Source organism: Halomonas litopenaei (assembly GCF_003045775.1).
In the GTDB taxonomy this organism is placed as follows: Bacteria; Pseudomonadota; Gammaproteobacteria; order Pseudomonadales; family Halomonadaceae; genus Halomonas; species Halomonas litopenaei.
This window is the reverse complement of the sequence record NZ_PXNS01000016.1, coordinates 91,693-104,734: the sequence shown is the minus strand read 5'-3', so window position 1 is coordinate 104,734 and position 13,042 is coordinate 91,693. Positions and strand designations below refer to the sequence as shown.

General features: G+C 63.7%; 11 protein-coding genes. 10 read left to right on the top strand and 1 reads right to left on the bottom strand.

The window, feature by feature from the left end; translation table 11 throughout:
• Window positions 1-10 precede the first annotated feature (10 nt).
• From C6W88_RS19685 to nhaC, 6 genes are all read left to right on the top strand, one after another.
• Window positions 11-943: a 4-hydroxyproline epimerase gene (locus tag C6W88_RS19685; RefSeq protein WP_045992550.1), complete on the top strand. Its 933-nt coding sequence runs from the start codon at window positions 11-13 to the stop codon at window positions 941-943.
• Between the two features lie 122 nt (window positions 944-1,065).
• Window positions 1,066-2,013 carry a dihydrodipicolinate synthase family protein gene (locus C6W88_RS19680; RefSeq protein ID WP_045992549.1) on the top strand — a complete coding sequence of 316 codons (948 nt, stop codon included), beginning with the start codon at window positions 1,066-1,068 and terminating at the stop codon, window positions 2,011-2,013.
• Between the two features lie 143 nt (window positions 2,014-2,156).
• Window positions 2,157-3,734, top strand: coding sequence for an aldehyde dehydrogenase (NADP(+)) (locus tag C6W88_RS19675; protein WP_108133705.1), 1,578 nt, complete (start codon window positions 2,157-2,159; stop codon window positions 3,732-3,734).
• A gap of 108 nt (window positions 3,735-3,842) precedes the next feature.
• Window positions 3,843-4,514: a GntR family transcriptional regulator gene (locus C6W88_RS19670; protein ID WP_045992547.1), complete on the top strand. Its 672-nt coding sequence runs from the start codon at window positions 3,843-3,845 to the stop codon at window positions 4,512-4,514.
• A 590-nt stretch (window positions 4,515-5,104) separates the two neighbouring features.
• Window positions 5,105-6,424 (top strand): NAD(P)/FAD-dependent oxidoreductase, encoded by a 1,320-nt coding sequence (locus C6W88_RS19665; protein WP_108133704.1) that lies wholly within the window; start codon window positions 5,105-5,107, stop codon window positions 6,422-6,424.
• A 56-nt stretch (window positions 6,425-6,480) separates the two neighbouring features.
• Complete coding sequence (gene nhaC / locus C6W88_RS19660; protein ID WP_108133703.1) at window positions 6,481-7,917, top strand: Na+/H+ antiporter NhaC; 1,437 nt, start codon at window positions 6,481-6,483, stop codon at window positions 7,915-7,917.
• A gap of 239 nt (window positions 7,918-8,156) precedes the next feature.
• Here the strand turns inward: nhaC and C6W88_RS19655 are convergent, their stop codons facing one another.
• Complete coding sequence (locus tag C6W88_RS19655; RefSeq protein WP_108133702.1) at window positions 8,157-8,864, bottom strand: FadR/GntR family transcriptional regulator; 708 nt, start codon at window positions 8,862-8,864, stop codon at window positions 8,157-8,159.
• Window positions 8,865-9,109: 245 nt separating this feature from the next.
• Here C6W88_RS19655 and C6W88_RS19650 point away from each other — a divergent pair, with 245 nt between their 5' ends.
• The 4 genes from C6W88_RS19650 to C6W88_RS19635 all read left to right on the top strand — a co-directional run bounded on the left by C6W88_RS19650 (window position 9,110) and on the right by C6W88_RS19635 (window position 13,034).
• A complete protein-coding gene (locus tag C6W88_RS19650; RefSeq protein WP_108133701.1) occupies window positions 9,110-10,102 on the top strand; it encodes an asparaginase in 993 nt (330 codons plus the stop codon).
• 114 nt (window positions 10,103-10,216) lie between these two features.
• Entirely contained in the window at window positions 10,217-11,212 is a 996-nt protein-coding gene (locus C6W88_RS19645; protein WP_197037161.1) for a DctP family TRAP transporter solute-binding subunit, read from the top strand.
• Window positions 11,213-11,224: 12 nt separating this feature from the next.
• Complete coding sequence (locus C6W88_RS19640; protein WP_045992541.1) at window positions 11,225-11,746, top strand: TRAP transporter small permease; 522 nt, start codon at window positions 11,225-11,227, stop codon at window positions 11,744-11,746.
• Between the two features lie 13 nt (window positions 11,747-11,759).
• Window positions 11,760-13,034 (top strand): TRAP transporter large permease, encoded by a 1,275-nt coding sequence (locus tag C6W88_RS19635; RefSeq protein ID WP_045992540.1) that lies wholly within the window; start codon window positions 11,760-11,762, stop codon window positions 13,032-13,034.
• Window positions 13,035-13,042 lie beyond the last annotated feature (8 nt).

The following is a 13,042-nucleotide window of genomic DNA, read 5'->3' as shown; positions in this document are numbered from 1 at the left end:
GGGGTACTCCATGCAACGCGTACACGTCATCGATTCCCACAGCGCCGGCGAGCCCACGCGCCTGGTCATGGACGGCTTTCCGACGCTTGCCGGCGCCACCATGACCGAGAAACGCGACTGTCTGCGCGACCGACACGACCACTGGCGCCGCGCGGTGATGCTGGAACCCCGCGGCCACGACGTGCTGGTCGGCGCACTCTACTGTGAGCCGGTATCTCCGGACGCAACCTGCGGGGTGATCTTCTTCAACAACGCCGGCTACCTGGGCATGTGCGGTCACGGCACCATCGGCCTGGTCGCCTCGCTGCATCACCTGGGCCACCTCAGCCCCGGCGACCACCGCATCGACACGCCGGTGGGCCAGGTCGAGGCGACCTTGCATGCCGACGGTGCCGTGACCGTACGCAACGTCCCCTCCTACCGCTACCGCCGGCAGGTCGCGGTGGAAGTGCCCGGCCACGGCATGGTCCATGGCGACATTGCCTGGGGCGGCAACTGGTTCTTTCTGGTCAGCGACCATGGCCAGCGCATCGCCCTGGACAATGTGGAGACCTTGACCGGCTATACCTGGGCCATTCGTCAGGCGCTTGCAGGCCAGGGCTTCACCGGCGATGACGGTGGCGAAATCGACCACATCGAGCTGTTCGCCGATGACGACGAGGCCGACAGCCGCAACTTCGTGCTGTGCCCCGGCAAGGCCTACGACCGATCCCCCTGCGGTACCGGCACCAGCGCCAAGCTGGCGTGCCTGGCCGCCGACGGCAAGCTCGCTCCCGGCGAACGCTGGCGCCAGGCCAGCGTCTGCGGCGGCCTGTTCGAGGCGAGCTATGAATGGCAGGGCGATCAGATTCGCCCCAGCATCACCGGACGCGCCTTCATGAGCGCCGACAGCACCCTGCTGATCGACGAGCAAGACCCCTTCGCCTGGGGCATCGGCGGCTGAAGCCCCAGCGGCTGGCGCCCCAGTACCCGACGACGGCCATTGACGTTTTTACCCACCGGCGGCTGCCCAAGAAGGGCGGCGCCTCCCTGACCCCGTGACACCGTCCCACTCAAGGACCCGACATGAACGACAATATCTTCACCGGCTGCATCCCCGCCCTGATGACCCCGTGCACCAAGGACCGCCAGCCCGACTTCGACGCCCTGGTCGCCAAGGGCCGTGAACTGATCGAGGCCGGCATGAGCGGCGTGGTCTACTGTGGCTCCATGGGCGACTGGCCGCTGCTGACCGAGGCCCAGCGCCAGGAAGGCGTCGCCCGCCTGGTGGAAGCCGGCATCCCCACCATCGTCGGCACCGGCGCGGTCAATTCCCGCGAAGCGGTATCCCACGCTGCCCACGCCGCCAAGGTCGGCGCCCATGGACTCATGGTGATTCCTCGGGTGCTGTCTCGCGGCACCTCGGTGACCGCCCAGAAGGCACACTTCGCCGCGATCCTGGACGCCGCGCCGGACCTCCCCGCGGTCATCTACAACAGCCCCTACTATGGCTTTGCCACCCGCGCCGACCTGTTCTTCGAATTGCGTCGCCAGCATCCCAACCTGATCGGCTTCAAGGAATTCGGTGGCGCCGATGACCTGCGCTACGCCGCCGAGCACATCACCTCCCAGGATGATCAGGTCACCCTGATGGTCGGCGTCGACACCACCGTCTTCCATGGCTTCGTCAACTGCGGCGCCACCGGCGCCATCACCGGCATCGGTAACGCCCTGCCCCACGAGGTGCTGACGCTGGTGGCCCTCAGCAAGAAGGCTGCCAAGGGCGATGTCGAGGCCCGCCGCCGGGCCCAGGAACTCGAGCAGGCCCTGGGGGTGCTGTCCTCCTTCGATGAAGGTGCCGACCTGGTGCTCTACTACAAGCACCTGATGGTGCTCAACGGTGACGAAGAGTATCGCCTGCACTTCAACGAGAGCGACGCCCTCAGTGATGCCCAGCGTCGCTACGTCGAGACCCAGTACGACCTCTTCCGCACCTGGTACGCCGGCTGGTCAGCCTCGCTCGACCTGTCCTGAAGCCCGATATGTCCTGAAACCACCGGGGAGGCTCGCTCGACGCCGGGCCTCCTGTTGTTTTCGGCATGGGCGACAGGGGCGTTGGCACAACCCCCCTTTCGCCCATGCTGCTTCCCGCACTTCCCCCTCGACAGGAGAGTCAAATGACACTGGAAGGCAAGATGCTGATCGGACAGGACGCCGTGACTGGCAGCCAGGCGCCGATCCACGCCATCGACCCCGCCACCGGCAAGCGCCTGGAGCCGGCCTACCCGGGCGGCAGCCAGGCCGAGGTGGAGCGCGCCTGCGCCCTGGCAGAGGCCGCCTTCGATGACTACCGCGAAACCACGCTCGAGACACGCGCCCGTTTTCTCGAGACCATCGCATCGGAAATCGAGGCACTCGGCGATGCGCTGATCGAGCGCGCCATGCAGGAAACCGGCCTGCCCCAGGCCCGCCTTGCCGGAGAGCGCGGACGCACCTGCGGACAACTCAGACTGTTTGCCGACACCGTACGCGCGGGCGAATGGCTCGACGTTCGCATCGACCCTGCCCAGCCACAACGCCAGCCCATGCCCCGTGCCGACCTGCGTCAGCGTCAGATCGCCCTGGGGCCTGTCGCGGTGTTCGGTGCCAGCAACTTTCCGCTGGCCTTCTCGGTGGCCGGCGGCGACACCGCTTCGGCCCTGGCCGCTGGCTGCCCGGTGGTGGTCAAGGCTCACTCGGCCCACCCCGGCACGTCGGAGCTGGTCGGCCGCGCAGTACAACGGGCGGTGGCCCGGTGCGAGCTGCCCGAAGGCGTGTTTTCGCTGATCTTCGGCTCCGGCCGCGTGGTAGGCCAGGCGCTGGTCGAGGACCGCCGAATCAAGGCAGCCGGCTTCACCGGCTCTCGCTCTGGCGGCATGGCCCTGTGGCAAAGCGCCCAGCGCCGACCGGACCCCATCCCCTTCTACGCAGAGATGAGCTCGATCAACCCGGTATTCCTGCTGCCCGAGGCGCTCAAGGCCCGCGGCAAGGACCTCGGCGAGGCCTTTGTCGGCTCACTGACCATGGGCGCCGGACAGTTCTGCACCAACCCGGGGCTGGTGATCGCGGTCAAGGGCGAGGCCCTGGACGCCTTCATCGAGTCGGCCGCCGAAGCCGTCAAGGCCGCGGGCGCCCAGACCATGCTGACCCCGGGCATCCATGACGCCTACACCCAGGGCGTAGAGACCCTTGGCGACAGCGACAAGGTCCGAGAAATCGCACGTGGGCCGCAAGGCGAAGGTGTCAATCAGTGTCAGGCGGGTCTGTTCGTGGCCACGGCCAGCGACTTTCTCGGCGACGAAGCACTACAGGCCGAGGTATTCGGTTCGACGTCCCTGGTGCTGGAGTGTGCCGACATAAGTGAGGTCAAGGCGCTGGCCGAAGGTCTCGAGGGCCAGCTGACCGCCACCTTGCAGATGGACGACGGCGATACCGAGACGGCCCGCGGCCTGCTTTCGATCCTCGAACGCCGGGCCGGACGTATCCTGGTCAACGGCTGGCCAACCGGGGTCGAGGTATGCCATGCCATGGTGCATGGTGGCCCCTTCCCCGCCACCTCCGATGCCCGTACCACCTCGGTGGGCAGCGCCGCGATCCAGCGCTTCCTGCGCCCGGTGTGCTATCAGGATCTGCCCGAAGCGCTGTTGCCCCAGGCACTGCGCGACGACAACCCCTGGGCCCTTGGCCGCCTCATCGACGGCAAGCGCGAGGCCTGAATCAGGTCCCTTGCCCAGGCGGCGGCCCCTAGGGCCGCCGCCTGCCCATGGACATTCATCGCGGTTTGTATACAGTGTGCAATAACATCCGATGGGCAGAGAGAGGCTATGGCGACTTTCAAGACACGCGCACAGTTCGTCGCGGATGACCTGCGCAGGCGTATCCTGGGCGGAGAGTTCCAGGGGGGAACCCAGCTGCGCCAGGATGCCCTGGCAAAGGACTATGACGTCAGCCGTATTCCCGTGCGCGAAGCCCTGCTGACCCTGGAGTCCGAAGGGCTGGTCGAGTTCCATGCCCACCGCGGTGCCTTTACCACCGAACTGTCGGTCGCCAAGATTCGCGAGCTGTTCGACCTGCGAGTATTGCTCGAGACCTACGTCCTGCGCCATGCCATCAGCGAGTTGACGGAAGACGACCTGCTCAAGGCAGAGCGCATCCTCGAGAAGTACGACGATGCCCTGAACAGCGGCGGCGAGATCGACAACTGGAGCGAGTACAATTTCGCCTTCCACCAGGCCCTCTATGCACCGGCCAGGTTGCCCGAAACCCTGGCGTTGATCAGTCAGCTCAACACCAAGTCGGATCGCTACATCCGCATGCAACTGCTCTACACCCAGGAGATCGAAAAGGCCGAGCGCGAACACCATGGGCTGCTCGACTTCGCCCGCCAGGGCAAGGCCGACGAGGCCTGCGAATTGCTCCAGCGCCATATTCAGGAAGCCTGTGAAGGCATCGTGACCCTGCTAGAAGAACGCGCCCAGCGCGGCGACGCCGACTGAAGCGCCATCCCTCCCCTTGTGCTTGCCCTGTCGGCGCCTTGCGGGCGCCGACTCGCTAGAACCCTGGCGTCAACGCCATAGCCCCCTGAACGTCCGCGGGTGAGCTGCCCGCTTTCGCGGTCGTCGCCCTTGGCCTGCCAGTGGCGTCATCGCCCCCGTCGGCGCCAGCCGCCTGTCATCAACGTTTCCTCCTGCGCTGGCTTGTTCAAGGCCCTGCCCTGAACGCACCGTCCTGACGCTCCATCCCCTTCACACGTTTTCTGCGCCCCGAACACGGCGCATTCCTTTGCGCTCCGAACCCAGCACGACTTTCTCGGCGCTCCGAACCCGGCGCGGCTTTCTCGGCGCCCCCAACACGGCGCATTCCTTTGCGCTCCGAACCCAGCACGACTTTCTCTGCGCCCCGAACACGGCGCATTCCTTTGCGCTCCGGCCCCAGCACGTCGTTCATGCGCTCCCCCTCGGTGCGTCGCCCATGCAGACCGTCCCAGCGGATAACGCCAACGTTGAATATCGCCGCTATTGATCCGAAAGGGCACCTATCTTATATTTTATACAATCGACAAAGACAAACGCTGCAGAGGAAAACCATGGGTTCACCCGGCTCGCGACAAGACCGCCAACCCGGCGACACGCGCATTACCGTGATCGGTGCTGGCGTCATCGGCCTCGCCTGCGCACTCGAGCTGCGCCGCCAGGGCTTTTCGGTGCAGGTACTGGATCGTCAGGCTCCCGGCATGGGGGCGTCATACGGCAACGCCGGGCATATGGCCACCGAGCAGGTCTTTCCCATCGCCGACGCCTCGATCCTGACGCAGCTTCCCGCCATGCTGCGTGATCCGATGGGGCCGCTGCGACTGGACTGGCGCTACCTGCCCCGCGCCCTGCCCTGGTTCACTCGTCTATTGCTGAACCTGCGCTCTGCCCCCTACGCCAACAGCGTGGCCGGGATTCGTGCCCTCAACGAGGTCAGCCTGGACGCCTGGCGCAAGCTGCTCGATTCGATCGATGGCCGCCATCTGATGAAGGAGGACGGCTCGCTGCTGGTCTATGAGCAGGACCAGTCAAAGCCCCGGATCGACCACCTGGCCGCCGCCATGTCGGCCCAGGGGGTAGCCCTCGAATCCTGGTCGGGTGACGCCATACGCGAGCTTGCGCCGTCCCTCTCGACCAAGCTCCGTGGCGGCCTCTTCTTTCCCGCCACCGCCCATGTGGTCGACCCCGCCGCCATCTCTCGGGCCCTGGTCGACGCCGCCCGCCATGCAGGCGTTACCTTCGCCACGGCGGAGGTACGCGCAGCCCGTGTCCATGGCCAGGGCGTCACCCTCCAGACCGATTCGGGGGCGCTGGACTGTGAACGGGTACTGCTGGCCTGCGGCGCCCACTCGGCCCCCCTGGCCGCAGACCTCAGCGGTCGCCGGGTGCCACTGGATACCGAGCGTGGCTATCACCTGATGCTGCCGGAAGAGCGGCACCGATTGCCGGTGGCGGTCACCTCGCTGGAGCGCCGCTTCATCATGACGCCGATGAGTGACGGCCTGCGCCTGGCCGGCACTGTCGAATTCGCCGGCCTCAAGCGCCCCCCCAACATGGCCCGCGCCTGGCAGCTCCACCGCCTGAGCCAGGGTCTGTTCGAGCACGACCTGGACGCCACCGATGCCAAGCCCTGGATGGGCTTTCGCCCTTCCCTTCCCGATTCGCTGCCGATCATCGACAGCGCCCGGGACGGCCGCGTGCTGCTGGCCTTCGGCCACCACCACCTGGGACTGACCCAGGCCGCTGTGACGGCACAGCTTGTCGCCCGCCTGGCGACAGGGCGGACGGGCCCAGCGACCGGATCCGGTCCGGTGTCACTCCCGCCACCATCGCCACTCCCGCCACTGTCGCCCTATCGGCTCGAGCGCTTCTGAGCATGACCGCTCGGCCCCTGCACCGCAGAACCCACAACAACACCAAAGGAGATCCCATGACGTCGTCTTCCACCCCCATCCGCCTACCCGGCATGGCCGAGGTTCTGGCCGTCATGATCGGCTTCATCGCCATCATGTTCTTGAGCATCAATGTCCTTGGTCTGCCCATCCAGCTTGCCCTGTTCGCCTCCTGGTTTCTGGTCATGGCGCTGGGCGTCAGGCTCAAGATCCGCTACGCCAGCATGCAGGAAGGACTGATCAACGGCATTCACAACGGCATGGAAGCCGTACTGGTGCTGACCACCGTCGGCGCCCTGATCGGCACCTGGATCGCCGGTGGCATCGTGCCGAGCATCATCTACTACGGTCTGACGGTGATGGACCCGCAGATCTTCCTGTTCGCCGCCTTCATCATCTGTGCCCTCACCTCGCTGGCCACTGGTACCTCCTTCGGTACCGCAGGCACCGCCGGTGTCGCCATGATGGGCATCGGCCACAGCTTCGGCATCCCGCTGCCGCTGGTCGCCGGCGCGGTGATCTCCGGTGCCTACGTCGGCGACAAGATGTCGCCGCTGTCCGATACCACCGTGATGACCGCCTCGCTGTGCAAGGTCAACCTGATCGACCATATCCGCTCGATGATGCTGGTCAGTGCACCGGCAATCCTGATCGCCGGCGTGCTGTTTCTGGTGGTCGGCTTCTTCTTTATCGACGGCGACGTTGACACCTCCCGTGCCACCGTCGCCATGCAGGCGCTGGAGACCCACTTCACCATCAGCCCCTGGCTGTTGCTGCCGGCGGTGATCGTGATCGGCCTGCTGACGCGCCGATTCCCCGCCATCCCGGTAATCACCTTCGGCGCCGTGCTGGGCAGCATCTGCGCCTGGTGGGCCCAGGACGTGTCTCCGGTCGATGCCATTCGCATCGCCTATGACGGCAACGCCATGGCCTCCGATGTGGAATTCCTCAATACACTGCTCAATCGCGGCGGCATCCAGTCGATGCTCGGCGTGGTGGCACTGATCCTTTTCGCCCTGGGCCTCGGTGGCCTGATGGACCGGGTCGGCATCCTCAAGGCGATCAGCAACGGCTTCCTGCGCTGGGCCAACAACCCGGGCCGGCTGACCCTGTCGACCATGCTCGGTGGCTTCTTCGGCAACTTCTTCGGGGGCGCCGCCTACGTCTCGCTGATCACCGCCAGCACCATCACCGAGAAGAACTACGACGACCAGGGCATCGATCGTCGGGTGCTGTCGCGCAACGCCGAAGCCGGTGGCACGGTGACCACCCCGATGGTGCCCTGGACCGATGGCGGCGTGTTCATGGCCACCACCCTCGGCGTGTCCACCATGGCCTACCTGCCCTTCCTCTGGTATCACATGCTGGTCATCGCCATCTCGCTGTTCTACGGCTACGCCAATATCGCCATCTGGCGCACGACCCCGTCCGCCGAGAAAGCGACCACCTCCAGCGGCGAATTTCAGACCACCTGAGCCGTCACCAACAGCAGGCAACCAAAAGCCCCCGCTCGCCTTTACGGTGAGCGGGGGCTTTATCTTGTAGCGGGGCTGGGCAGGCGCGCGCCAGGCTCGTCCCCGGTCGAGGCATCCAGGTCTGGTTCGTGCAGGACGCTTCCTGCCTGGCCTTCTGCTCACGGCGGCGTGTCAGCAACGGCCGCGCGGGTGTCGACGCTGGTCCAGGCATCCTGCAAGCCGAGGACGCCGAACGTCGATCAGCGGCTTTCTGTACCTTCCAGATAGGTCAGGGTGGTTTCCCAGCTTTGGCTACTGACCTCAATCGCGGCCCTGACGGCCGTCTCGTCGCCCGCTTGGAAAGCCGTGTAGATCGCCTTGTGGTCCTTCAGCGCCACCTCAGGCAAGGTCTGCATCGACGTCTCGAGGCCGGCCTCGACCAGTTGAATCAGCGTCTCGCCGACACGAATCGTCATGGGGTTGTGGGTGGCGGCCAGGATCGCGCGATGAAAGGCCGTGTCGTGGCAAGCGGTCTGCTCGTCATTGGCAATGGCTGCCTCGAGCGCATCAATGGCAGCGCCAATTGCCTCATGATCCTCGGGCGTGGCATTGTCCATCGCCTGCAGCGTATAGGCGGGTTCAAACATCTTGCGAAACTCCAGAACGTCACGGGTCATGCCTCTGGCCAGGATCATGCCAAATGCCATCGGATCGACCAGCGGCTCTCCGGGCTCCTTGCGAATCAGCGTCCCCTGCCCCCGCTTGACCTCGACGATGCCGATCGCCTGCAGCATCTTGATCGCCTCGCGCACACTGGACTTGCCGATTCCCAGGCTATGGGTCAATTCCGTCTCCGAAGGCAGATAGTCTCCTGGCTTGAGCTCACCGGCGATCAGCGCCGTCTTGATGCGCTCGAGCAGCTGCACCGCGACCGACTGGCGGTCGATTGAACTCCCGAAGAGATCCATTGGCTTTATCCTTGTTGATGCGTTTCGAACTTGGCGTGGCGCGGCTGGGTAACACGTCAAAAGCGGTCAGCGACAGAAAATATCCAACCAATCTGCGCATCGACACAAGACGGCCGCGACGAAAATCTATTTTTATAGGTTTTATCATTACTTTTTGAGCGCCAGGACTTGCCTGGACAGCAACCTTGAGTCTAGCATGATGACAGACATCTGATGTCTTATGACAACAACAACGAGACGCGAACATGTCCTCCCTACCCCGTATTCTGGTGATGACCACCGGAGGCACCATTGCCAGTGCCCTGGATAGCTCCGGGCGCAGTCTGTCCGGTGCGCTCCCAGGCGACGCCTTGCTGGCAAACGTTGCGCTACCCGAAGCGCTCCGCGCTCGCGTCGACGTGGTTTCGGTCCTGCAAAAGCCAAGCAACGCCATCAGCCGCGCCGACCTTGTAGCGTTGCACCAGCGTTGCCTGGACGCCATGGCCGACCCAGGCGTGCAAGGCATCGTGATTACCCACGGCACCGATACCCTGGAAGACACGGCGTTCTTCCTCGACCTGACCCTGCCGTCGCACAAGCCTGTCGTGGTGACTGGCTCCCAGCGACCGCCACACCAGGCCGGGACGGACGCTTTCACCAATCTGGCCGACGCCATCCGGGTGGCCGCCGACGAGCAGGCACGTGGACTGGGCACACTGGTCGTGTTCAACCAGTCGTTGTTCGCGGCTCGGCAGGTACGCAAGGTCTCGACCTATCAGCTGGACGGCTTTGCCGCGCCTGCCGCTGGCCCCGTTGGCCGAGTGGATGGAGAGAACGTCCACCTGCTGCAGCGCCCCGTCGATCACCAGGTCTTCGAGTTGCCCTTGCAGGCACAACTTCCTCGCGTCGACATCGTTCCCGCCTACCTCGACGCCAGCCCCGCACTGCTCGAATGCGCCATCGACAACGGCGCCGCCGGCATCGTCATCGACGCCCTGGGTAGAGGCCATGTCCCTCCCGACTGGATGCCGGCTGTTCGTGATGCCAGCTCGCAAGGACTTCCTGTACTGGTCACGAGCAGTTGCCTGTCAGGCCCGCTCCACCAGAGCTACGAATTCTCGGGAAGCCTTGTCGATCTGTGTCAGGCAGGCGCACTACCGGTCAGCGGGCTTGGCGCACGCAAGGCGCGAATTGCCCTGTCGATATTGCTGGCCAGCGACACTCCACTGGCGGCAACACTCGATGCACTGGCTCGCTGAATCGAAGCACCAGGTCTTACTCAGCCATCCCCGATGGTGCTCCACCATTTTCATCGCGTTGTACCGACCACAACAACAACCACGACAACAACCACGACAAAAAAGGAACCATCCATGAAAATGTCCCTGAAGCTGGCCCTGCCCCTGGCCATCGCCGCAGCCTCCATCTCCGGCCAGAGCCTGGCCGCCGACTACACCTTTTCCTTTGCCCATGTGTTGATTGAAGACACGCCCAATGGCAAGGCCGCCCTCGCCTTCAAGAAGGAGGTGGAGGAGAACTCCGACGGCCGTATCAGCATCAACGTGCTGCCCGCCGCCCAGGTCGGTGGCGATGTCGAAATCATCGAACAGATCCAGATGGGGCTAGTGGATATCGGCATCCCCCCCACCGCAACCCTGGGCAACTTCGAACCCCGCCTGCAGATTCTTGACCTGCCTTTCCTGATCTCGACCTACGATGACATGGAAGCGGTGCTTGATGGCGACGTGGGACGGGAAATCCTCGATACCCTCGAAGATGATGGCATGCATGCCTTCAACTTCTGGGGCGCGGGTTTTCGCCATATGACGAATAACGTGCGTGCCATCGAGTCCCCCGAAGACCTCGACGCCATTCGCATGCGCACCATGCAGGCCCCGATCATCATCTCGACCTACGAGAACTATGGCGCAAACGCGACTGCGATGGCGTTCACCGAGGTCTACAACGGCTTGCAGCAAGGCGTGGTAGAAGGACAGGAAAACCCGCTGGCCAATATCTACACCATGCGCTTCCACGAGGTTCAGGACTACCTGTCACTGACCAGCCATGCCTACCACGCCTACGCCGCCGTCATGAACAAGGATGCCTGGGAATCCCTGCCCGAAGACCTCCAACAGGTCATGCTCGAAGCCTTCGACAACGGTCGCGATGCCTCACGCCAGATGACGCTCGAGGACGAGGAAGTGATCATGTCCGAAATCAAGGACGAGATCGCCATCAACGAAATCAGCGATGAGGCTCGCCAAGCCTTTGTTGAGGCCAGCATGCCGGTACACAAGGACTACGAAGACGTGGTGACGCCGGAACTGCTGCACAAGGTCTACGACGTCGTCGGTATCGAATACTAAGAGAGAGCTCCGATGATCAAGACGCTGAATGCAGCGATTGATCGCCTGGAGAGCGTTTCGATGGTCGCGTTCATGTCGATCGCGACCGTCATTACGGCGGTTCAGGTGGTTTATCGTTATGGCTTCAACAGCTCACTGTTCTGGGCCGAGGAAGTTGTCATCTATTCCATCATCTGCATGAGCTTCGTCGGTGCCAGCATGGGGGTGCGACACGGCGCTCATATCTCGGTCGATGTGCTCAATGCCATCGCCTCGCCCAGGGTCAATCGCCTGTTGCATCTGGTCTCGGCGGTACTCGGCATCATCTTCGCCGGATTCATGGTCTTCTACGGGTTCCAGCTATTCGGAAAGACCATGGATCGCGGACAGCTGACGGCAGCCCTGAGACTGCCGATGGCATGGTTCTACCTGCCGATCGGTATCTCGGGAGTGCTGCTGATCATCCGTTACCTTGGACTCTTGCAGACGATGTGGTCGAGCCCCCCCATGAGCCACGCTGAACAACTCGCCGCAGAGGCAGACAAGCTCGTCTAACCAGGAGACTCCCATGATTACGGCGCTTCTGCCAATCTTCTTCGCGGTGTTATTGCTCGGTCTACCGATATTCGCCGCACTCTCACTCGCCGTTTTTGTCGCCATTGAGCTGTTCGGCTCGACCAGTGCGCTGATTGTTCCCATGCGCATGTTCACGGGCATGAACAACTTCTCGCTGATGGCCATCCCCTTCTTTATTCTAGCTGCCGAATTGATGCGTATCGGCGGGCTGTCCGACCGCCTGATCAACCTGGCCAAGGCACTGGTGGGCTGGGTTCCCGGAGGACTCGCAGCGGCCACCGTGCTGTCATGCCTGTTCTTTGGCTCCATCTCAGGTTCCAGCCCAGCCACCGTGGTGGCCATCGGCACCATCATGTTTCCCGCCCTGGTCGCGGCAGGCTACAACCGGCTTTTCGCCATTGGCCTGATCGCCACAGCCGGCACCCTTGGCCCGATCGTGCCCCCCAGTATCGCCTTGATCATCTATGGTTCGGTGACCGGCACCTCGGTGGGTCAGCTATTCGCGGCGGGGTTGCTGCCGGCCATCCTGATCGCCTCTCTGTTGATCGGCTACTGCATGGTCTACGCCAGCCTCAAGGGATATGCGCGTGCGCCGATTCCCTCTTTGGGCGAGATCCTGCGTGCCTTCAAGGCGGCAGCCTGGGGCCTGGGACTCCCCTTTATTCTGCTGGGCGGCATCTACAGCGGCGTCTTCACCCCCACGGAGTCGGCCGCGGTGGCCTGCGTCTACGGACTCTTCATCGGCATGGTCGTGTATCGAACCATAGGTCCCCGGGAGCTGGTCGCTACCCTGAGAAGCTCTGGCTTGACCTCTGCGACCTTGCTGCTGATCACTGCCGGCGCCTCTGCCTTCTCATGGCTGCTGGCGATCACCGGTACGCCAACCCAGCTGGCCAGTCAGGTGCTATCACTGACCGACGATCCCATTCAGGTCATGGCGCTGTTCAATGTGGTGATGATCGTCGCAGGCTTCTTCCTCGACAGTGCCTCGGCCATCATCGTGCTGTCCCCTCTCCTTCAGCCTATCGCCGAGCAGGTCGGCGTCGACCCCGTGCATTTTGGCGTGATCACCCTGATCAACTTCTCGGTGGGCATGATCACGCCCCCGGTCGGGCTGAATCTTTTCGTGGCCATGTCCATCTCGAAAATGTCACTGCAGGAAGTGTTCAAGGCGTGCCTGCCCTTCATCGCCATGATGCTGCTGGCGTTGATTGTCATCAGCTATGTTCCCTGGTTCAGCACCTGGCTGCCCTCACTCATCTATTGAGACGAGCA